Below are 21,896 nucleotides of genomic sequence, written 5' to 3' on the forward strand. Positions count from 1 at the left end.
GCCAGCATCCTGGCGCGACCTGGTAACCCAAATGATGACCGCACACGCCATGACGACCGCCGACGCCACGCTCGAACGTGCCTGGGAAGTGCTTGAAAGCGTTCCGGACCCGGAAATCCCGGTCGTGTCGATCCGCGAACTGGGCATCCTGCGGGACGTGCGCCGCGCCGCCGATGACGTCATCGAAGTCGTGATCACGCCGACCTACTCCGGATGCCCCGCGATGTCGCAGATCGCCGAGGACATCGAGGACGCGCTCAAGCGCGCCGACATCGGACCGCATCGCATCGCCACGGTGCTCGCGCCCGCCTGGACCACGGACTGGATGACCACCGAGGCCCGCGAAAAGCTGCGCAAGTACGGCATCGCGCCGCCGACCGGCAATTGCGGCAACGCCGCCGCTCCGCAGGAAAAGACCATCCGCTTCGTGCCACGCGCGCTGAAGAAGCCGGTCGACCAGCCCGCCTGCCCGCGTTGCGGCTCGCCGCACACCGAGCGGCTCGCGCAGTTCGGCTCGACGGCGTGCAAGGCGCTGTATCGCTGCATCGATTGCCGCGAGCCGTTCGACTACTTCAAACCATACTGAGACGACCCGAATCATGGCGACTCCGCAATTCCATCCGCTGCGTATCCGCGAGGTACGGCCAGAAACCGCTGATGCCGTCACCGTCTCGTTCGATGTTCCGCCCGACCTGCGCGACGCGTTCCGCTTCACGCAGGGCCAGTTCGTGACGCTCAAGACGCATATCGACGGAGAGGAAACGCGCCGCTCGTACTCGATCTGCGTGGGCGTGACGGATTACGACCGCGATGGCGAACTGCGCATCGGCATCAAGCGCGTGCGCGGCGGCCGGTTCTCGAATTTCGCCTTCGACACGCTCAAGCCGGGCCACGAGATCGAAGTGATGACGCCCGACGGCCGCTTCTTCACCCACCTGAACGCCGATCACGCGAAACACTACGTCGCGTTTTCGGGCGGCTCGGGCATCACGCCGGTGCTCGCGATCATCAAGACGACGCTCGAAATGGAGCCGACCAGCCGCTTCACGCTCGTCTACGGCAACCGCAGCGTCGACGCGATCATGTTCGCCGAGGAACTCGAAGATCTGAAGAACCGCTTCATGAGCCGGTTTTCGCTGTATCACGTGCTGTCGGACGATCTGCAGGACGTCGAGCTTTTCAACGGCGTGCTCGATCAGGCGAAGTGCGCGGCGTTTCTCGAATCGCTGCTGCCCCCGGACGAGATCGACGAAGCATTCATCTGCGGCCCCGCGCCGATGATGGACGCCGCGGAAGGCGCGCTGAAAGCGGCCGGCCTCGCGCCCGAAAAGGTGCACGTCGAGCGTTTCGGCACGCCGCTGCCGCAGGCAGGCGTGCCGCCGGTCGAAATCACCGAGGACACGCCGGCGGCCGACCTCGAACTGATCATCGACGGCAAGAAGCGCAAGCTGCGTCTGCCCTATGTCGGCGTGAGCGTGCTCGATGTCGGGCTGAAGGCCGGACTCGCGCTGCCGTACGCGTGCAAGGGCGGCGTGTGCTGCACCTGCCGCGCGAAGGTGCTTGAAGGCGAAGTGAAGATGGAAAAGAACTACACGCTCGAGCAGCACGAGATCGACGACGGCTTCGTGCTCACGTGCCAGTGCCACCCGGTGAGCGATCGCGTGGTGGTGAGCTACGACGAACGTTGAGTGCTGAGCAGCGGGGCATTCGCTTAAACTAGGGACCGCTCGCTTCGAGCGGTCTCTTTGTTTTTCGGGCATCACTCATCGATGAGCACCATTCACGTCACCAACGGCGATCACGCCGCCGACACACTGCGCGAGGCCTTGCACCTCGCGGACCAGAACGATCGCGTGGTCGCGCTGAAGGACGATCTCGCGTTCGGCCCGCTCAACGGCGTCGACGACGCGCCGCAGACGCGCGCCGCGTTCTGGCATCACGTGCTCGCCAGCCACACCATCGACTTCGAGGCTCAATTCGAAAGCCAGGAAGCGCTCGTCGACAGCCTCGTGCGCGACGAGGCGCAGGTCGTCATCTGGCACGGCCAGAGCGCCGCCGACCAGCTGACGCTGCGCCGTGTCGCCTATCATCTGCGCAATACGCCGCAGCGGGTGAACGAGGCACAACTGTCGGAGCGCGATCTGCCGTTCGTCACCGGCTCGGACGGCAACAAGCAGCGCCGCGGACGCGAAGACGGCGTGACGGCGGTCGGCATGTTCACCGCCGAGGAACTGCTGGCGAAACTCCCGAGCGCCGCGCCCATTTCGGTGCTGCGCATCGGGCGGCTCGCGCTCGAATGGCAGGAAGCGAAGCACATGAATGCCGAGACGCGCCGGTGGCGCGACAACATGATCGTGTCCGGCAGCTATGCGGACATCGACGACGCGATCCTCGAGCTCCTCACCACCGAATGGCAGGCGGCACGCAGGATCGTCGGCCGCGTGATGGGCGCGAGCTTCGGCTTCATGCTGAGCGACTCGATCGCGTTCTGGCGCTGCCGTGAACTAGCAATTGCCGGCCGCCTTAAACTTCGCGGCGAACCCGGCGACATCGTCGACGCCGAATTGCGCCGCTCACCCCACTAACATCACCGCATCGAACTTTCCGATCAATGGCCCGAACAAGAGCGCCCGACCACGATTCCCAACGCGAGCAGATTCTCGAACTCGCCGCCGCAAAATTTGCGCAGACCAGCTACCCGAGCACGTCGATGGCGGATCTCGCCGCCGCGAGCGGCACCTCGAAAGCGCGCCTTTACCACTACTACGAGAGCAAGGAAGCGATTCTCTTCGACCTGCTCGACCGCTACACCAAACGGCTGATGCTGATCATCGCCGAGGTGGAGGGCTCGAGCCAGCGGCGCGGGCTAAGCGAGCGCGAAGCGTTCGCGGAACTGGTGCGCGCGTTTCTGACCGAGTACGAGACGTCGCACAGCCGCCACGTCGCGCTGCTCAACGACGTGAAGTATCTCGAGGACACCCAGCGCGAAATCGTGCTCGACCGGCAACGCGACATCGTGGCCGCATTCGCGAGGCAACTGGCGCGCGCCTATCCGAAGCGCGCAACGAAGGAAAACCAGACCGCGCTGACGATGATGGTCTTCGGCATGATCAACTGGACGTTCACCTGGCTCAAGCCCGGCGGAAAGCTCGGATACAGGGAGTTTGCGGAGCAGGTGGTGGACGTGATCGAGCACGGCATGAACGGGGACGCCTGATTTGCTGCGCGACAGCACGCCGCATCGCGGAGTGAATGTTGTTTTGAGACACAGTCTACATATCATTGATTTATATACGTTTTACATCTTTTTAGTGGTCTTTTAGAACTGCACCTCGGGGCCGTTTTAAGGGTTTTCCCGTACACCGATTTGCCCGATCGGGTAAAATTCGTTTTGCTATGCAGCACGCATGACGAATCCAGGAGAACCCACCGTGAACATGTCTTTCAACCGCTTAGCCTCGCCGATCGTCGCAGCTGGCCGTCCGCTGCCGGACACCGGTCGATCGCCGGTTCTCGTTCGCGAGCTGTCCTCGGGCGACCGTGATCGTCTGCTGGCGCACTTCCTCGCGCTCGACGAAGACGACCGCCTGCTGCGCTTCGGCCAGATCGTGCCTGATCACGTGATCGAGAACTACGTGGGCAACATCGATTTCGCCCACGACACCGTGTTCGGCGTCTTCGACGACCAGTTGCTGCTCGTCGGTGTCGGCCATCTGGCGTACCTGCCGGCCGAAGGCGACAAGCGCACGGCCGAGTACGGCGTGTCGGTGCTCGAAAGCGCGCGCGGCCGCGGCATCGGCACGAAGCTCTTCGAGCGCGCCGCGATCCGCAGCCGCAACACACAGGTGTCGACGCTCTATATTCACTGCCTGTCGCGCAACGCCACGATGATGCACATCGCGAAGAAGGCGGGCATGAAGATCGAATACGCGTACGGCGAAGCCGACGCCTATCTGTCGCTTGCGCCCGCGGACCAGACGAGCCTGATCGCGGAAATGCTGCAGGAGCAGGCCGCCGTGTTCGACTACGCGATCAAGCGTCAGGCGTGCCGCACTTCCCGGATGTTCGAGGCGTTCATGCCCACCGCCGATGCTGCATGAGTGAATGCGGGCAAGTCAGCGCGGAGTTGGCGCTGCGAGCGGGACTAGGACAAGAAAAGGGCGGCCACGACCGCCCTTCTTCTTTTGAGCGCGCGTCCGGTCACCGAAGCGGCAGCGCCGTCGTTTCCTTGATGCGCTCCAGCGAAAAGCTGGTTTTCACGTCGATCACCGACGGATGGTGCAGCAGCTGATCCTGCACGAAGCGCGAAAAATGCGTCATGTCTTCCACCAGGACGCGCAGCAGATAATCCATGTCGCCCGTCATTGCGTCGCAGGCGACGACTTCCGGCCATCCCCGCACCGCCTCGCGGAACAGGTCGGCGTGGGTCGGCGGGTTCGGTGAGCCTGCCGACATCGGCGTCCCGCCCCGCTTTTCCAGCCGCACGTTCACGTACGCGAGCAGCCCGAGCCCGAGCTTCTGCGGATCGAGCAGCGCGACGTAGCCGCGAATCACGCCGCTCTCCTCCAGCCGCCGAATGCGCCTCAGGCACGGACTCGGCGACAAACTCACGCGATCCGCGATCTCCTGATTCGACAGCCGGCCATTCTCCTGAAGGATGGCAAGAATTTTCCGGTCGATCGCGTCGAGTTCAATGTCGGCCATTTTCTGTCTCCGCTTTATCCGATTAGAGCAGCAACGTGCGCAATGCTATTGATTGGCGATTTATTTCGCAAGTTTTCGCCGTGCCCGTTTGACTAAACTTGTTTCAATATTTCGGCGGATGCGCCAGGAGACAGACATGACGTTCAAGGGCTGGGAAAACCCCGTCGGCACCGACGGCTTCGAATTCATCGAATACACGGCGCCCGATCCGGTCGCGCTCGGCAAGCTGTTCGAACAGATGGGCTTCACGGCGATCGCACGTCACCGGCACAAGAACGTGACGCTGTACCGTCAGGGCGAAATCAACTTCATCATCAACGCCGAGCCGGATTCGTTCGCGCAGCGCTTCGCGCGCCTGCACGGCCCGTCGATCTGCGCGATCGCGTTTCGCGTCGCCGACGCGGGCAAGGCCTACCAGCGCGCGCTCGAACTCGGCGCCTGGGGCTTCGACAACAAGACCGGCCCGATGGAGCTGAACATCCCGGCGATCAAGGGCATCGGCGATTCGCTGATCTATTTCGTCGACCGCTGGCGCGGCAAGAACGGCGCCGAGGCGGGCGCGATCGGCGATATCAGCATCTACGACGTCGATTTCGAACCGATTCCCGGCGCCAATCAGAACCCGGTCGGCAACGGCCTCACCTATATCGACCACCTGACGCACAACGTGCATCGCGGCCGCATGGTCGAATGGGCGGAGTTCTACGAGCGCCTCTTCAACTTCCGGGAAGTGCGCTATTTCGACATCGAAGGCAAGGTGACGTCGGTGAAGTCGAAGGCGATGACCTCGCCGTGCGGCAAGATCCGCATTCCGATCAACGAGGAAGGTTCGGAGACGGCGGGCCAGATTCAGGAATATCTCGACGCCTACCATGGCGAGGGCATCCAGCACATCGCGCTCGGCACGGACGATATCTATCGCACGGTCGACAACCTGCGCGATGCGAAGATCGCGCTGCTCGATACCATCGACACCTATTACGAATTGGTCGACCGCCGCGTGGCGAATCACGGCGAATCGGTGGCTGAGCTCAAGAAGCGCAAGATCCTGATCGACGGCGACGCGGACGAAATCCTGCTGCAGATCTTCACCGAGAACCAGATCGGGCCGATCTTCTTCGAGATCATTCAGCGCAAGGGCAATCAGGGCTTCGGTGAAGGCAACTTCAAGGCGCTTTTCGAATCGATCGAACTGGATCAGATGCGCCGCGGCGTATTGAAGGACCCGACAGCGAGCTGACAGGCGGTTCTTCCGCGCGTGACATGAAAAAAGGGCGAGGATCCGAATGATCCTCGCCCTTTGTCCGTATGGACTTTCTTCTCCCCGCCAATGTTGACGGACCACCGATCCACTGCGGATGCAGCGGACCGGCCAGCCGCGAATCAGGCGGCCGACTCGTCGTCGGACCGCGACGCACGCTTCTCAGCGCGGACTTCCTCGGCCTGCGAGCCGGCCTGCAAGCGGACCTGTGCCACCCGCTGGGCGGGCGGTGCGCTCACTTGCGGCGCGCTCGCGGTGTTGCCGCGCATCGGCGCGGACATCGCGAAAAATGCTGCCGAAACGAGCAGGAAATTCTGGACATGACGTTGCTTCATCGTTTTCTCCTTCTAACTGCGTGCTGCATGGGTACTGCCAGCCTTGCCGATCGAGCGCGACTCCAAAAACGGTACGCGAAATTGCGCAAGCGGGAGGTTAGACAGGCGCGCCACGGCCGGTTCCCTGCACCGGTCATTTTTACGACTCGTAACATCCGTGCGCAAAACCACGCGAAGTCGTCAACAAGGCGACATAAACTGTACCTATTACGGATTTTTAACGGGTTTTTCCCACTGCCTTTAGTTGGTTAAACTGGTCACACTCACAATCCCGGCCGAGGCGTCCACAAGATGCTCAGGCCCGATGCATGCTTTGGCGATCCCAAACTGGATGGAGGACTACACACAATGAATGCCCCGCTAGACGCAGAGCAAAGAGCTTCGCTAGAAGCCGCTCTGAAATCCGTCACGCTCGACGACAAATACACGCTCGAACGCGGCCGTGCGTACATGAGCGGCATCCAGGCGCTGGTACGCCTGCCGATGCTGCAGCAGGAACGCGATCAGGCTGCCGGGCTCAACACCGCCGGCTTCATCTCCGGCTATCGCGGTTCCCCCCTCGGCGGTCTCGACCAGTCGCTCTGGAAGGCGAAGAAGCATCTCGCCGCGCATCAGGTCGTCTTCCAGCCGGGCGTGAACGAGGACCTCGCCGCCACGGCTGTCTGGGGCTCGCAGCAGGTCAACCTGTACCCGAGCGCCAAATACGACGGCGTGTTCTCGATGTGGTACGGCAAGGGCCCGGGCGTCGACCGCTCCGGCGACGTCTTCAAGCATGGCAACTCGGCCGGTTCCGCGCCGCACGGCGGCGTGCTGGTGCTCGCCGGCGACGATCACGCCGCGAAATCCTCGACGCTCGCGCACCAGTCGGAGCACATCTTCAAGGCGTGCGGCCTGCCGGTGCTGTTTCCGTCGAACGTGCAGGAATATCTCGACTTCGGCCTGCACGGCTGGGCGATGAGCCGCTACTCCGGCCTCTGGGTCGCGATGAAATGCGTGACCGACGTGGTGGAATCGTCGGCGTCGGTGGACATCGATCCGCATCGCACGAAAATCGTCATTCCGACCGACTTCGCGATGCCCGAAGGCGGGCTGAACATCCGCTGGCCCGATCCGCCGCTCGTTCAGGAAGCGCGTCTGCTCGACTACAAGTGGTACGCGGCGCTCGCCTACGTGCGCGCAAACAAGCTGGATCGCATCGAAATCGATTCGCCGAACGCGCGTTTCGGCATCATGACCGCGGGCAAGGCCTATCTCGACGTGCGCCAGGCGCTCGCGGACCTCGGTCTCGACGACGAAACCTGCGCGCGCATCGGAATTCGCCTCTACAAGGTGGGCTGCGTCTGGCCGCTCGAAGCGCAGGGCGCGCATTCGTTCGCGCACGGGCTGGAGGAGATTCTGGTCGTCGAGGAAAAGCGCCAGATTCTCGAATACGCGATCAAGGAAGAACTGTACAACTGGCCGGATGCGCAACGTCCGCGCGTGTACGGCAAGTTCGACGAAAAGGACGGCGCGGGCGGCGAATGGTCGGTGCCGATGGGCAACTGGCTCCTGCCGGCGCACTATGAACTGTCGCCGGCGATCATCGCGAAGGCGATCGCCACGCGCCTCGACAAGCTCGACCTCCCCGCGGAAGTGCGCGCGGGCATCGCAGCGCGCATCGCGGTGATCGAAGCGAAGGAGCGCGCGCTCGCGAAGCCGCGCGTCGAAGCCGAGCGCAAACCGTGGTTCTGCTCGGGCTGTCCGCACAATACGTCGACGAACGTGCCGGAAGGCTCGCGCGCGATGGCGGGCATCGGCTGCCACTACATGACCGTGTGGATGGACCGCAGCACGAGCACGTTCAGCCAGATGGGCGGCGAAGGCGTCGCGTGGATCGGCCAGGCGCCGTTCACCAACGACAAGCACGTGTTCGCCAACCTCGGCGACGGCACGTACTTCCACTCGGGCCTGCTCGCGATTCGCGCGGCGATCGCGTCGAAAGCGAACATCACGTACAAGATTCTCTACAACGACGCCGTCGCGATGACGGGCGGCCAGCCGGTCGACGGCGTGCTCACCGTGCCGCAGATCACGCATCAGCTCGCGGCCGAAGGCGCGAGCAGGATCGTGATCGTCACCGACGAGCCCGAGAAGTACTCGGCGAACGTCGGCCTCGCGCCGGGCATCGACGTGCATCACCGCGACAAGCTCGACGAAATCCAGCGCCAGCTTCGCGAGATTTCCGGCACGACGATCCTGATCTACGACCAGACCTGCGCGACCGAAAAGCGGCGCCGCCGCAAACGCGGCGCGTACCCTGATCCGGCGAAACGCGTCGTCATCAACGAGGCGGTGTGTGAAGGCTGCGGCGATTGTTCGGTGAAGTCGAACTGCCTGTCGGTCGAGCCGCTCGATACCGAATACGGCACGAAGCGCCAGATCAACCAGTCGACGTGCAACAAGGACTATTCGTGCCTGAACGGCTTCTGCCCGAGCTTCGTGACGGTCGAGGGCGGCCAGTTGAAGAAGCCGAAGGTATCGGCTGTCGCGGGCGACGCGATGCCGCCGGTGCCGGAGCCCGAACTGCCGCCGATCAACCGTCCGTACGGCGTGCTCGTGACGGGCGTCGGCGGAACGGGCGTCGTGACGATCGGCGCGCTGCTCGGCATGGCGTCGCATCTGGAACAAAAGGGCGTGACCGTGCTCGACGTCACCGGCCTCGCGCAGAAAGGCGGCGCCGTGATGAGCCACGTGCAGATCGCGAACAAGCCGGCAGACATCCACGCGACGCGCATCGCGATGGGTGAGGCGGATCTCGTGATCGGCTGCGACGCGATCGTGACGGCCAGCGACGAATGCGGCTCGCGGATGCAGCCGGACCATACGCGCGTCGTCGTGAACAGCGCGCAGACGCCGACCGCCGAGTTCATCAAGAACCCGAACTGGCGCTTCCCGGGCGCGAGCGCGGAAGCCGACATTCGCGCTGCCGCGGGCGAGCACGTCGCGCTTGTCGATGCGAACCAGTGCGCCGTGGCGCTGCTCGGCGACGCGATCTACACGAACCCGTTCGTCCTCGGCTTCGCGTGGCAGCGCGGCTGGGTGCCGTTGCGCCATGAGTCGCTCGTGCGTGCGATCGAATTGAATGCGGTGCAGGTCGAGAAGAACCTGGCGGCGTTCGAATGGGGCCGCCGTGCCGCGCACGATCCGGAGGCCGTGCGCCGTATCGTGAATTCGCAGGGGAAAAGCGCGGCGCAGGACGGCACGAGCAAGATCATCGCGCTGCACACGCCGAAGGCGCTCGACACGCTGATCGACAAGCGTCTCAAATATCTCGCCGACTACCAGAACGAAGCGTATGCGGCGCGCTACGGACGCCTCGTCGCGCAGGTGCGCACGGCGGAAGCGGAAATCGGCCCGTCGGACGGACAGTATCCGCTGTCGGAAGCCGTTGCCCGGAACCTGCACAAGCTGATGGCCTACAAGGACGAGTACGAAGTCGCGCGCCTTTACGCCGATCCGGCTTTCGTGGAGAAGCTGAAGGGCAGCTTCGAAGGCGACTGGAAGGTCAAGTTCCACCTCGCGCCGCCGGCGTTCTCGAAAAAGGACGCGAACGGGCACTTCGTCAAGAAGCAGTACGGCCCGTGGGTCCTGCCCGCGATGCGCGTGCTCGCGAAGATGAAGTTCCTGCGCGGCACGGCGTTCGACGTGTTCGGCAAGACGGAAGAGCGCAGGATGGAGCGCGCGTTGATCGTCGAGTACGAAGCGCTGGTGAAGGAGCTGATCGGCGGTCTGACGCCGCAGAAGCTCGCGCTCGCGATCGAACTGGCGAGCCTGCCCGACTCGATGCGCGGTTATGGCCACGTGAAGGACAACAACGTGCGCGCGGCCAGGACGAAGTGGAACACGCTGCTCGCGAAGTGGCGCGAAGGTCCAAGCGGGGAGTCGCGTCAGGTGGCGTGAGCCACGTGTGCGGGAGGAAGTAAAAAGGGCGATCCGCAGTTCCGGATCGCCTTTTTTTCGGCCCGTTCAGCCGGGTTTAGAACTCGTAGCCGACCTGGGCGCGCAGGCCCGTGTCACCGTGGCCGGTCGACGAAAATGCGCCGTTGATCAGCCACGCGCCGTCGCGCGAGCGGTACGTTCCGCCGACGCCGAACGCGCTGTAGCCCTTGTAGTTGCCCACACCCAGCGCGACGACGGTCTTGCCCGCCTCGCGCGGAGTGAGGTTCGGCATCGCCATCGCCGATGCGACACCCGCGAAGGCGCTGCGTTGCAACGTCGTCATGTTCGCGCCGAGGTCGTTGCGCAAGGCGTTGAGCTGGTTGATGTTGGCGGCGTCGGTGCCACGCGTGCCGGGCGCCACGTTCGTCACTCGCCGCTCATGGCCCGCCGACCCCACCGAGACGGTATTGGCCTGATCCGCCACCGAATTCGCCCCGAGCGCCACCGAGTTGTTGCCGTTCGCCTGCGCATTTGCGCCGATCGCGACGGCATCCGTGCCCTTCGCGACCGGCAGCGGCGCGTTGGTCGAATTGACGGCGACGTAGTCCACGCCGGAACTCTGGAAGTGGTTCACGACGCTCGCGTATTCGTCCAGCCGATTATTGGTGGCGTTCAACTGGCGGCCGGTGACGGCGTCCGTGCTGGTGGCCGACAACTCGCCGTCCTTCACGTTGGTCAGCTGAACCGCCTTGGGAGCGTTGCCGTCCGCCGGCGTGGGGCCGCCGAGCGTCACCTTGTCGTGCTCGGGAGAGTCATACGCGACAGCATTCGATGCCACTTCCGAGACGCTCTTCAGATCGCCTTGCAGCGCCGCGATGTCGCTGGTGTTCTTCGTCACGCGCCCGTCGAGGTTCTCGATGGCCGCGCCGACGTTGTTCACCTTCGTTCCGCCGACGGAGTACGACGGCGCGGTCACGCCGCCGTTCGCATCCACGCCTGCCCCGCCGCCGAGCGCGGCCGCAATGGTCGACGATGCGTTGAACAGTTGCGACCCGTTGATCGCGTCGTTGCTCGCGGCATTCACGGCGCCGTTCGCCACGCCGGTGACGACGCGCGGCCCCGAAGTGCCCGCCACGTTGACCGTGCCGCCGTCGGTCTGGCCGCCCACCGTGATGATGCGCGTCGCCAGATCCTGACGTACGAGGCCGACCTGGCCAGTCGCGACGTCGTTCGTCCAGGTGTTGACAGTGGTGGTCAGGTTGCTGATGTCCGTCGTGTTCTTCGCGACCTTCTGGTTCGTGTCGAAGAGTTGCGAGCCGTTGACGGCGTCGGTGCTCGATGCGCTGAGCGCGCCAGCCTTCACGTTCGTCAGCGCGACCGGCGTGCCGACGCTGCCGAGCGTGATCAGATCGTGCGCGGAGGTGTCGTACTTGACGGCGTCGGCTGAGAGCGCCGCAAGGTTGGTGTTCGTCGTTGCGAGATTCGCGTTCGTCGTTGCGAGGCTCTGGTTCGTATCGAACAGTTGCGCGCCGTTGACGGCATCCGTGCTCGACGCATTCAGCGCACCGGCCTTGACGTTCGCGAGCGCAACAGGCGCGTTGGCGACGCCAAACGTCACCTTGTCGTGCGCCGAGGTGTCGTACTTCACACGATCCTGCAAACCGCTGTCGAGCGCCGCAACCGCCGAGCCCACGTCGTTATGCGTGCCGCCGTTCGCCTGGTACGCAGGCGCCTGAACCGTGCCGTCGCCCTTGATCGCGGCGCCGCCGCCGAGCAACGACGTCACGTTCTGCAATTGCGTGGCGGTCTGGGCCACGGTCTGGTTGGTCGCGAAAAGTTGCGAACCATTGACCGCGTCCGTGCTCGACGCGCTCAGCGCGCCTGCCTTCAGGTTCGTGATCGTCGTGCCGGCCGTGCCGCCGAGCGTGGCCTTGTCGAGGCTCGTGTCGTCGTAGGCGACGAGCGCGTTGGTCGCCTTGCCGGCCGCGTCGAGCTTCAGCCCCGTGCTCTTCAGCTGGGCGATGTTCGCGACGTCCGTGTCCTGCGTGCCCGCCGCGACATTGACGATCTGGCGTTGTGCCGATGCCGTGCCGACGGAGACGCTGTTCGCGCGGTCGGCGATCGAGTAGGTGCCGATGGCGACGGCGTTATTGGCGCTTGCCGTGGCGCCCGGGCCGATCGCTGTCGCGCGAGCGACCATGGCTCGGGAGTCGGAACCAATGGCAATTGCAGCATCCGTGCCACCCGTCGAGTCCGCCACTGCGTTGCCGCCGATCGCGATGCTGCCGACGCCGGTGGCCGATGCGCCGTCGGTGCTGCTGGCGGCGTCATTCGCGGCAAGGTATTTGCTGCCGCTCTGGAAGTTGTTCACCTTCGTCGTAAGAGCGGCGACGTTGTTGTTGGTCGCGAAGAGTTGCGAGCCGTTGACGGCATCCGTGCTGCTGGCGCTCAGGTTGCCCGCCTGCACGTAGGTGACCTGGCGCTGCTGCGATGCACTTCCAACCGAAACGGTGTTTGCCGTGCTTGCGACCGAACCGGCGCCAAGCGCCACCGAGTTGGTGGCGGTCACCGTCGACTTCGCTCCCAGCGCGACGCCATTGGCGGCGTTCGTAACGACACCGCCCAGATTGATGGAATCGTTCGAATTCGACGTGCCCGTACCGCCGTACGGATTGAACGCGAACGAATTGGCGGAGTTGTTCACCGATCCACCATTCGGTGCGAGAAACACCGTCTGACTCGATGCAGCGTCCAGAGTCGACCCGTTGCTCGATATGACCAGGGAATTCACCGCGTCGTTTGTGATCTGCGAGCCGATGGAAATGCCGTCGTTCTGCGTGCTTTTTACTGTATCGCCGATCGCGATGCCGTCCGTTCCGCCTGTGGCCGAATTCGCCCCAATTGCGATTGAAGAGCTGCCCGATGCAACACCTCCGTCCAGGCCGCCTGCCGAAGCGCCGGCTGCCACAGCGGCGAGGGTCGCTCCAACCAGCGCCATCTTTACCACCCGCCCACTGCGCTTGCCCCGCGCCCGCCCATGCTCCGACACCGCGACCCATGCGCCCAGCGGTTCATTCCATACCGATTTATAGATCTTGTTCATGACCAAATACCCACCGAGAGTTTGCAAGAAAACGCATGGCGCAAGCACGGTGCGACTGCGAAGTCAGTCCGTCAAAAGCTTTAAACCAAGCGATCGAGAAACTTACTCAGGGTGGCTAATGGATTTAACTAGAATTGTCTGAATTGAAAGAGGTGTTGCTAAATGTTCAATTGATAAAAAATCACATGCGCTTAATCGAGGGCTGCATTTTCTTGAGACTATGCAAGGCAATGACCCAAACGCCATAGGCACAAACAAAAAAACGGCGACCCAAACCTCGGATCGCCGCTTTGGAACGATGGCGCGCCAAGCCGGCGCGCAGCCGTCACCGCCTCACTTCGTCACTTCCCCACCCGCGCATTGGCCGAAGCCACCGCCGTCATGTTGATGATCCGCCGCACGGTCGCCGCGGGCGTCAGGATATGCACCGGCTTGCTCGCGCCGAGCAGGAACGGCCCGACCGTCACGCCCTCTCCGCTCACCATCTTGAGCAGGTTGTACGTGATGTTCGCCGCCTCCACGTTCGGCATGATCAGCAGATTCGCCTCGCCGTGCAGCGTCGTGCCCGGAAACGACGACTTGCGCACGGCCTCCGACAACGCCGCGTCGCCGTGCATTTCGCCATCCACCTCCAGGTGCGGCGCCCGCTGCGCGATCAGCTTGCGCGCTTCCGCCATACGCTTCGCCGACGCCGTCGGCACGCTGCCGAAATTCGAATTCGACACCAGCGCAACCTTCGGCTGAATGCCGAACTTCTCGATTTCGCTTGCCGCGAGAATCGTCATGTCGGCGAGCTGCTCGGGCGTCGGCAGTTCATTGACGTAGGTGTCGCTGATGAAGAGATTGCGCCCCTGCAACATCAGCAGGTTCATCGCGGCGAAGTTCTGCACGCCCTCCGCCTTGCCCAGCACCTGCTCGATGAACTTCAGATGGTCCTGATAGGTATCGATGAGGCCGCAGATCATGCCGTCGGCGTCGCCGGTGCGAACCAGGATCGCGCCGATCAGCGTGTTGAACTTGCGCAGCGCCGCCTTCGCGCTCTCCGGCGTCACGCCTTCGCGCGCCGCGATGCTGTGGTATTCCTGCCAGGCCTTCTGGTAGCGCGGATCGTCCTCGGGATTGACGATCTCGAAATCGACGCCCGGCTTCAGCTTCGAGCCCATCTTCTTCAGGCGCATTTCCACCACCGCCGGGCGGCCGATGATGATCGGCTGCGCGATCTTTTCCAGCAGCACGAACTGCGCGGCGCGCAGCACGCGCTCGTCCTCGCCTTCGGCAAACGCGATGCGCGCGGGCGCCGACTTCGCCGCCGCGAACACCGGCCGCATCACCATGCCCGTGCGATAGACCGTCGTGCCCAGTTCCTCGCGGTACGCGTCCATGTCCTTGATCGGACGCGTCGCCACGCCGGACTCCATCGCGGCCTGCGCCACCGCCGGCGCGATCTTGATGATGAGACGCGGATCGAACGGCTTCGGAATCAGGTACTCCGGGCCGAATTCGAGCGAGTGACCTTCGTAGGCCTTCGCGACTTCATCGCCCTGATCGGTTTCCTCCGCGAGTTCCGCGATCGCGCGCACGCACGCGAGCTTCATGGCCTCGGTGATCGTGGTCGCGCCCACGTCGAGCGCGCCGCGGAAGATGAACGGGAAGCACAGCACGTTGTTGACCTGGTTCGGATAGTCCGAACGGCCTGTCGCGATGATGCAGTCCGGGCGCACCTTCTTCGCCTCTTCCGGGCGGATTTCCGGCTCCGGATTGGCGAGCGCGAGGATGAGCGGCTTGTCCGCCATCACCTTGACCATTTCCGGCTTCAGCACGCCGGCACTCGAGCAGCCGAGGAACACGTCGGCCCGGTCGATGGCGTCCGCCAGCGTGCGCGCGTCCGTGCTCGCCTGATACCGCTCCTTCGACGCATCCAGATTGCCGCGGCCCTCGTAGATCACGCCCTTCGAATCGACGACGAGCGTGTTCGACTTCTTCAGCCCCAGGTCGACGAGCAGGTCCAGACACGCAATCGCCGCGGCGCCCGCGCCCGAACAGACAAGCTTCACTTCGTCGAGCTTCTTGCCGACCACCTTCAGGCCGTTGAGGATCGCCGCCGACGCGATAATCGCGGTGCCGTGCTGGTCGTCGTGGAAGACGGGGATCTTCATGCGCTCGCGCAGCTTCTTCTCGATATAGAAGCATTCCGGCGCCTTGATATCCTCCAGGTTGATGCCGCCGAGCGTCGGCTCGAGCATCGCGATCGCCTCGACGAGCTTGTCCGGGTCGGTTTCGGCAAGCTCGATGTCGAACACGTCGATGCCCGCGAATTTCTTGAAGAGACACCCCTTGCCTTCCATCACCGGCTTGGCGGCTAGCGGCCCGATGTTGCCGAGGCCCAGCACGGCCGTGCCGTTCGTCACCACGCCGACCAGGTTCGCGCGCGAGGTGTACTTCTGGGCGTCGAGCGGCTCGTCGAAGATCGCCATGCACGCGGCGGCGACGCCCGGCGAATACGCGAGCGACAGGTCGAGCTGGTTGGAAAGCGGCTTGGTCGGCGTGACCGAAATCTTGCCGGGCTTCGGGTTCTGGTGATACGCGAGGGCGCTTTGCTTCAGTTGTTCGTCCATGATTAGCCTGAGACGTTTAAGAATTTTTTGACAGGGTCCACGCCGCCGGCGACATGCGCCGCGGGAGTATGTGAATCGATGGATCGATCGTGCGGCGGCCCGGTGCGCCGGGTAGGCGCGCATCGCGCCGATTCCGGATGAAATCGACGGATGGAGCTGTTTTTAGGGACAATTAGTGTACACCTCGCGCATTGAATGGCGCGAAGCAGCATTCGTGTCTGGGCGCTCAGCGGGTCTTTGGCGCACGGGTGTCGGAGGCACGGGCCAGCGATCCGCCGCAAGTCTGCCGCTCGCCCAGCGGCGCCCAGTCGGGTAAAATCGCGGGCTACGCGCGCAGCGAACGGATGCACTCGGCAGTAAGGCGGCGGTAAAGCGGCACCGAACCGGCACCAAACGGGCACCAAGCCGGAAGGAAGCAATCGGCACCAAACCGGCACCAACGCGGGAAAACGGGGCCGGTTTCCGGCCCCGTTTTCCGATCATTCCGTTGATCCGCTGCGCCATGGTCCGCGAGGCCATCTCCGCTTCTCCAAGCGCCACCCACGTCCCAAGGATTCGCCCATGACAGGCTACGATCGCCAGACGATCTCCGACACCACCGCGAAAATGCTGCTGGAAGTTCAGGCAGTGCACTTCAACGCCGAGAAACCGTACATTTTCACGTCCGGCTGGGCGAGCCCGGTCTATATCGACTGCCGCAAGCTGATTTCGTATCCGCGCGTGCGCCGCGGTCTGATGGAGATGGCCGAGGCCACGATCCTGCGCGATGTCGGCTACGAGCAGATCGACGCGGTCGCGGGCGGCGAAACCGCCGGCATTCCGTTCGCCGCATGGCTGTCGGATCGCCTGATGGTGCCGATGCAGTACGTGCGCAAGAAGCCGAAGGGTTTCGGCCGCAACGCGCAGATCGAGGGTCTCCTGACCGAAGGACAGCGCGTGCTGCTGGTGGAAGACCTGACCACGGACAGCCGCAGCAAGATCAATTTCATCAACGCGCTGCGCACCGCCGGCGCGACTGTGAACCACTGCTTCGTGCTGTTTCACTACAACATCTTCAAGGAAAGCGTGTCCGTGCTGAAGGACATCGACGTCGATCTGCACGCGCTTGCCACGTGGTGGGACGTGCTGCGCGTCGCGAAGGAATCGGGCTACTTTGAAGCCAAGACGCTCGACGAGGTCGAGAAATTCCTGCACGCGCCGGCCGAGTGGTCGGCGGCGCATGGCGGCGCCACGGCGGCTCCGCAATAATCATGAAGGTGATATAAACGGAAAAAGCCGCTGGTTTTCTGCCAGCGGCTTTTTTATTTGTGCAGCCAAAAAATACTTATTCTCCCGCAGCCTTCGGTGCGTCGGGTAAAGGCGGTTCATCAAGATGACCGTCACCGACATAGGCCGAGAGATTCAATAATCCATTGCTTTGCGCATATTGAAACAATTCGGAATCGCGTTCGATGCCGAGTTTGCGCATGGCAGTATTTTTTTGCGTGCTGATTGTTTTGATACTGCGCCGCAATTGCGCGGCAATTTCGGTAATCGTCATCCCCGAGACGAAAAGGCGCACCACTTCCAGTTCTCGTTTCGACAAAACCACATCGCGCTGCAGTCCGCTCTCGGAAAGCCCCATGCTGTCGAGCGCCTTCTTCACCGAGGGCCCGACGTACTCCTTGCCCCGCATCACGCTGACGACGGCAAGCCCGATATGGCTCAGGTCGTCGGCCTTGTTGATGACCGCATTCACGCCGACTTCGCGCAGGCGTTTGAGCAGCGCCGGATTTTCGAGCATCGTCAACACGACAATGCGCACCGACGGAAACTGGCGCCCGATATAACCGAGCAGGGGCATGCCGTCTCCATATTGACCGCCCGGCATCGCCAGATCGGAAACGACTACATCACACGGCGTTTTCTGTAAAAGCTGAATCAATTCGGTGGATTGACGAGCCTGCCCGACCACCTCGACTTCGGGAAATTTGAGCAGCGCTTGCGCCGCACCAAACAAAATGACAGGGTGATCGTCCGCGATAATGACCTTGATACGCTGGCTCATTATTTACCTCTCGCTAGAAATTGATCAAATGCCGCGCAAATTAGCGTCAAGGTGCTGTCGTCCATTTGATGTCCATTCGAAACCGAATGTTCGGGGGCGTCTGTGGCATGAGAATCGCACAGGCGGCGCCTCATGTCATTCTCAAATTCACAACCAATATTTAATGCTTTGTTGCAATGTTAAACTCGAACCTGACATAAAGCGCATTTCCGAAACAAAAAACATCGTTACAGTTGGCGAAACGCTGCTATGGCACCGATGCCGCTGACAGGAGAACCCGCACCATGCGCTTGGCATGTTCCGACGTGCGTCTTGCTGTGTCTTGTTTCCGACGTTCTTGCCTTGCGCTGTCCATGCTCTGCGCGGCGGCAATCGCGGCTAACGTGCCCCGCGCGTCCGCGCAAACGACTTTCACTCTCACGAGCACCGACCTGCCGGCGGGCAAGCCCGTCCCGCCGTCGCTGCTCTTCGACCAGACCGACTGCAAGGGCGGCAACCGTTCGCCGCAGCTTTCCTGGCACGGCGCGCCCGCCGCGACGCGCAGCTTCGCCATCACGATGATCGACCCGGATGCGCCCGGGCGCGGCTGGTGGCATTGGGCCGTCGCCGGCATTCCCGCGACCGTGACGCAATTGCCGGGCAACGCGAGCGCATCCGGCGCCCTGCGCAAGATGGGCGCGGTCGAATCGCGCAATGATTTCGACGTCGACGGCTATGGCGGCCCATGCCCGCCGGCGGGCAAGCCGCATCGCTATGTCATCACGGTGTACGCGCTCGACAGCGACGATCTGCGCCTGCGCCAGGGGCGCCCGGCGCTGATGTTCGAGCACGAGATCCGCGCGACGACGCTCGCTACCGCCCAGCTGATCTTCACTTACGGCCGGTAGCGGCACGGGTTGCGGGGCCCGCCGAGCCACCGCGCCGAACGTCATCAGACGATTCGCGCCCGTTACCGGATGTTCCGGACCTCAGTCTGACTTTGCTAGACTGGTCCGGCTGACTTTTCCGGCATGCACGACCGGTCGATTCGTCGCGACGCTGCGCGCGCCGCGCGCGAACACTTCAACGAACGCACGCGGCGCGCGCCTTCGCATCCGCAGGAACGGAAGAAATCCCATGTCGAAGATTCTCATCGTTTATCACAGCGGCTACGGCCATACGAGAAAAGTCGCGGAAGCCGTTCTGGCAGGCGCACAGGAAGCCGGCGCGGACACGAAGCTGATCGCCGTCGGCGATCTCGACGACGCGCTCTGGGCCGAACTCGACACCGCCGACGCCATCATCTTCGGCGCCCCGACCTACATGGGCGGCCCGTCGGCCGACTTCAAGAAATTCGCCGATGCGAGCTCGAAGCCATGGTTCGCGCAGAAGTGGAAGGACAAGATCGCGGCCGGCTTCACCAACTCCGCGCACATGAACGGCGACAAGTTCCTGACCATCTCGTACTTCGTCACGCTCGCGATGCAGCACGGCATGATCTGGACGGGCACGGGCATGATGCCGTCGAACACGAAGGCGGCGACGCGCAACGACCTGAACTTCGTCGGCGGCTTCACGGGCCTCCTCACGCAGTCGCCGGCGGATGCGTCGCCTGAGGAAGCGCCGCCGCCCGGCGATCTCGAAACGGCGAGGGCGTTCGGCGCGCGCATCGCGGCCGTCACCGCGCGCTGGATCGCGGCGTAGGCGGGCGCGGCAGCCTGCGCATCGGCCATTTGGCGAATTCGGCACCGCGCCGTCGCGCTGACTTCGAAGCGCATTAAAATATCGCCTTTCCGCCCTCACGCGCGCCGCGTGATGGGCCCGAACCAGCGAGATCGAGATGACCACGAAAGTATTTGTCGACGGACAGGAAGGCACCACCGGCCTGAAGATTTTCGAGTACCTGTCGGAGCGCCGTGACATCGAGGTGCTGCGCATCGACGAGGCGAAGCGCAAGGACGTCGAGGAGCGCCGCCGCCTGATCAACGCGTCGGACGTGACGTTTCTCTGCCTGCCGGATGTGGCCTCGCGGGAATCGGTGTCGCTCGTCGAAAACGGCAACACCTGCGTGATCGACGCCAGCACGGCGTTCCGCACCCACGACGACTGGGCGTACGGCCTGCCCGAGCTCACCCGCGCACAGCGTGAGCGGCTGCGCACGGCCAAGCGCATCGCCGTGCCGGGCTGCCACGCGTCGGCGTTCGTGCTGTCGGTGCAGCCGCTCGTCGCGGGCGGGCTGGTTCCGGCCAACTTCGACGCGCACGCCTACTCGATCACCGGCTACAGCGGCGGCGGCAAGAAAATGATCGCCGACTACGAAGCGGGCGGAAACGCGAAGCTCACGAGCCCGCGCCCATACGCGCTCAGCCTCACGCACAAGCATCTGCCGGAAATGGCCGTGCGCTCGGGACTGAAGCACGCGCCGGTGTTCACGCCGATCGTCGGCAACTTCCTAAAAGGGCTGGCGGTCACGACCTATTTCTCGCCGGGCCGGCTCGCGCGCGCGGCCAAGCCGAAGGACGTGCAGTCGATGCTGGCGGAGTACTACGCGAACGAGCCGTTCGTGCGCGTGATGCCGTTCAACGCCGAGAGCAACCTGGACGACGGCTTTTTCGACGTGCAGGCCTGCAACGACACGAACCGGGTCGATATCTTCGTGTTCGGCAACGACGAGCGCTTCGTGACCGTCGCGCGGCTGGACAACCTCGGCAAGGGGGCGTCGGGGGCGGCGATCCAGTGCATGAACCTGCACATCGGCGCCGACGAAGAAGCCGGTCTCAATCGCTGAAAGCGCAACTGCGCTGTCTTCGCAGCGCGCGGGCGCCGGAATGGACCGAAGCCGATTCGCCGAAAGGCGGGTCGGCTTTTTGTTTTGGCGGGGCCAGACGGTCGCGGGCCCGCGCACGGCACGCGCGGGCAAAAAAAAGCCCGCCAAGCTGGCGGGCTGAATCCATATCAGTGGAGACATGGAGGAGACAGGAACGACTATACCAAAATTATTGGTGCATCGCAACAATACGACCGATCGTACCCGGTCGCCCCGTCCCGCCTCCCCAAAATGCCTACGGCTGCGTCATCGACAGAATAAAGCCCAGTTGATCAGTGGACACCGGTTTCACGAGATGGACGTCGAAACCCGCATCGTGCGTCATCTCGTGATGCTGCGGCTGGCCCCAGCCGGTCAGCGCCACCAGCAGCACGCCGCGCCCGCCGGGCGTATTTCGCAGCGCCCGCGCGGCGGCGAGTCCGTCCATCATCGGCATGCCGAGATCGAGGATCACGACTTCGGGCGCGAACTGCTGCGCGACCTCCACCGCCTGCGCCCCGTTCGCCGCGAGTGCAACCTCGTACCCCATTCCATTCAGCAGATTTGCAAGCCCGGCGAGCGCGTCGTCATCGTCGTCGGCTATCAGGATGCGCTTGGTCACGTCCGCCTCACTTGTTGCCCGAAACCACGAGCTTCAACTTGTTGGTTCCCGCCGTCGCCGCAACGATCTCCGTGCGGTGGCCGCGCGCTCCCAGATAGAAGTGCTGGCGGGATGGGGAGTTCTGGTCGTGCGTCGCGTCGGGCAGGCACGACGCGATGTCGGCGGCAACCGCCTGCAGCGCGTCCGCGCTCGAACCGCCGCGTGAGGTCCACGTGCATTGATAGCTGCCGTGCGTCGCGGCGCACTGGGCGTCTTCGCCGTAGGGGAGCGCGGCCGCCTTGCCGTCGTCGGGATTCAGCGCCGCGAAACCGGGCGACGCCGCGACGATCCGCTTGAGCGCCGCGCACGGGCTCGGGGTATCGTCGGCAGACGCGAAGCCGGGCGCGAACGACGCCCCGCAAACGGCCGCAGCAGCGAGGCCTGCAAACGCGGTCGCTCGATTCAGCTGATGCATGTGGGGCGCCTCCCTCTTTTGCTGTTCTTCTCGATCGACGCAACATCTTCGA

The 21,896-nt window shown here is 63.6% G+C and carries 18 protein-coding genes; 11 read left to right on the forward strand and 7 right to left on the reverse strand.

Features of this window, described 5'->3' with window-relative positions:
* The first annotated feature begins 31 nt into the window (after positions 1-31).
* From paaD to BG61_RS20805, 5 genes are all read left to right on the forward strand, one after another.
* Positions 32-586 carry a 1,2-phenylacetyl-CoA epoxidase subunit PaaD gene (gene paaD, locus BG61_RS20785; protein ID WP_035924839.1) on the forward strand — a complete coding sequence of 185 codons (555 nt, stop codon included), beginning with the start codon at positions 32-34 and terminating at the stop codon, positions 584-586.
* Between the two features lie 13 nt (positions 587-599).
* Positions 600-1,688, forward strand: coding sequence for a 1,2-phenylacetyl-CoA epoxidase subunit PaaE (gene paaE, locus BG61_RS20790; RefSeq protein ID WP_035924841.1), 1,089 nt, complete (start codon positions 600-602; stop codon positions 1,686-1,688).
* Positions 1,689-1,769: 81 nt separating this feature from the next.
* The gene (locus BG61_RS20795; protein WP_035924844.1) at positions 1,770-2,585 is read left to right on the forward strand and encodes a DUF1835 domain-containing protein; all 816 of its coding nucleotides are present in this window, start codon (positions 1,770-1,772) and stop codon (positions 2,583-2,585) included.
* Positions 2,586-2,611: 26 nt separating this feature from the next.
* Positions 2,612-3,217, forward strand: a complete 606-nt coding sequence (locus BG61_RS20800; RefSeq protein ID WP_035924847.1) for a TetR/AcrR family transcriptional regulator — start codon at positions 2,612-2,614, stop codon at positions 3,215-3,217.
* Between the two features lie 220 nt (positions 3,218-3,437).
* Positions 3,438-4,100: a GNAT family N-acetyltransferase gene (locus BG61_RS20805; protein WP_370818003.1), complete on the forward strand. Its 663-nt coding sequence runs from the start codon at positions 3,438-3,440 to the stop codon at positions 4,098-4,100.
* A gap of 100 nt (positions 4,101-4,200) precedes the next feature.
* Here the strand turns inward: BG61_RS20805 and BG61_RS20810 are convergent, their stop codons facing one another.
* Positions 4,201-4,704, reverse strand: a complete 504-nt coding sequence (locus BG61_RS20810; RefSeq protein ID WP_035924849.1) for an Lrp/AsnC family transcriptional regulator — start codon at positions 4,702-4,704, stop codon at positions 4,201-4,203.
* A gap of 136 nt (positions 4,705-4,840) precedes the next feature.
* On the opposite strand from BG61_RS20810, the gene hppD reads away from it, so the two are divergent.
* Complete coding sequence (gene hppD / locus BG61_RS20815) at positions 4,841-5,944, forward strand: 4-hydroxyphenylpyruvate dioxygenase (protein ID WP_035924850.1); 1,104 nt, start codon at positions 4,841-4,843, stop codon at positions 5,942-5,944.
* Between the two features lie 143 nt (positions 5,945-6,087).
* On the opposite strand, the gene BG61_RS20820 is transcribed toward hppD, so the two are convergent.
* Positions 6,088-6,300, reverse strand: coding sequence for a hypothetical protein (locus BG61_RS20820; RefSeq protein WP_035924852.1), 213 nt, complete (start codon positions 6,298-6,300; stop codon positions 6,088-6,090).
* A gap of 348 nt (positions 6,301-6,648) precedes the next feature.
* Between BG61_RS20820 and BG61_RS20825 the strand changes: the two genes are divergently transcribed.
* Positions 6,649-10,239, forward strand: a complete 3,591-nt coding sequence (locus BG61_RS20825; protein ID WP_035924854.1) for an indolepyruvate ferredoxin oxidoreductase family protein — start codon at positions 6,649-6,651, stop codon at positions 10,237-10,239.
* A gap of 76 nt (positions 10,240-10,315) precedes the next feature.
* Here BG61_RS20825 and BG61_RS20830 read toward each other — a convergent pair whose 3' ends face one another.
* Both BG61_RS20830 and BG61_RS20835 read right to left on the reverse strand, forming a co-directional pair.
* Positions 10,316-13,321, reverse strand: a complete 3,006-nt coding sequence (locus tag BG61_RS20830) for an ESPR-type extended signal peptide-containing protein (protein WP_035924857.1) — start codon at positions 13,319-13,321, stop codon at positions 10,316-10,318.
* Positions 13,322-13,662: 341 nt separating this feature from the next.
* A complete protein-coding gene (locus BG61_RS20835; RefSeq protein WP_035924858.1) occupies positions 13,663-15,936 on the reverse strand; it encodes an NADP-dependent malic enzyme in 2,274 nt (757 codons plus the stop codon).
* 561 nt (positions 15,937-16,497) lie between these two features.
* On the opposite strand from BG61_RS20835, the gene BG61_RS20840 reads away from it, so the two are divergent.
* On the forward strand, positions 16,498-17,184 hold the full coding sequence (locus BG61_RS20840; protein WP_035924861.1) for an orotate phosphoribosyltransferase: 687 nt from the start codon (positions 16,498-16,500) through the stop codon (positions 17,182-17,184).
* A gap of 76 nt (positions 17,185-17,260) precedes the next feature.
* On the opposite strand, the gene BG61_RS20845 is transcribed toward BG61_RS20840, so the two are convergent.
* Positions 17,261-17,983, reverse strand: a complete 723-nt coding sequence (locus tag BG61_RS20845) for a response regulator (RefSeq protein ID WP_035924862.1) — start codon at positions 17,981-17,983, stop codon at positions 17,261-17,263.
* 284 nt (positions 17,984-18,267) lie between these two features.
* On the opposite strand from BG61_RS20845, the gene BG61_RS20850 reads away from it, so the two are divergent.
* The 3 genes from BG61_RS20850 to argC all read left to right on the forward strand — a co-directional run bounded on the left by BG61_RS20850 (position 18,268) and on the right by argC (position 20,750).
* Positions 18,268-18,870 (forward strand): YbhB/YbcL family Raf kinase inhibitor-like protein, encoded by a 603-nt coding sequence (locus BG61_RS20850; protein WP_051672687.1) that lies wholly within the window; start codon positions 18,268-18,270, stop codon positions 18,868-18,870.
* A 229-nt stretch (positions 18,871-19,099) separates the two neighbouring features.
* Complete coding sequence (locus BG61_RS20855; protein ID WP_035924866.1) at positions 19,100-19,666, forward strand: flavodoxin family protein; 567 nt, start codon at positions 19,100-19,102, stop codon at positions 19,664-19,666.
* A 136-nt stretch (positions 19,667-19,802) separates the two neighbouring features.
* Positions 19,803-20,750 carry an N-acetyl-gamma-glutamyl-phosphate reductase gene (argC, locus tag BG61_RS20860; RefSeq protein ID WP_035924868.1) on the forward strand — a complete coding sequence of 316 codons (948 nt, stop codon included), beginning with the start codon at positions 19,803-19,805 and terminating at the stop codon, positions 20,748-20,750.
* 274 nt (positions 20,751-21,024) lie between these two features.
* Here the strand turns inward: argC and BG61_RS20865 are convergent, their stop codons facing one another.
* Together BG61_RS20865 and BG61_RS20870 are read right to left on the reverse strand one after the other, a co-directional pair.
* Entirely contained in the window at positions 21,025-21,390 is a 366-nt protein-coding gene (locus BG61_RS20865; RefSeq protein ID WP_035924869.1) for a response regulator, read from the reverse strand.
* 7 nt (positions 21,391-21,397) lie between these two features.
* Positions 21,398-21,844: a hypothetical protein gene (locus tag BG61_RS20870; protein ID WP_035924871.1), complete on the reverse strand. Its 447-nt coding sequence runs from the start codon at positions 21,842-21,844 to the stop codon at positions 21,398-21,400.
* Between the last annotated feature and the right edge of the window lie 52 nt (positions 21,845-21,896).

The sequence above is a fragment of the Caballeronia glathei genome (genome assembly GCF_000698595.1).
Lineage (GTDB): Bacteria > Pseudomonadota > Gammaproteobacteria > Burkholderiales > Burkholderiaceae > Caballeronia > Caballeronia glathei.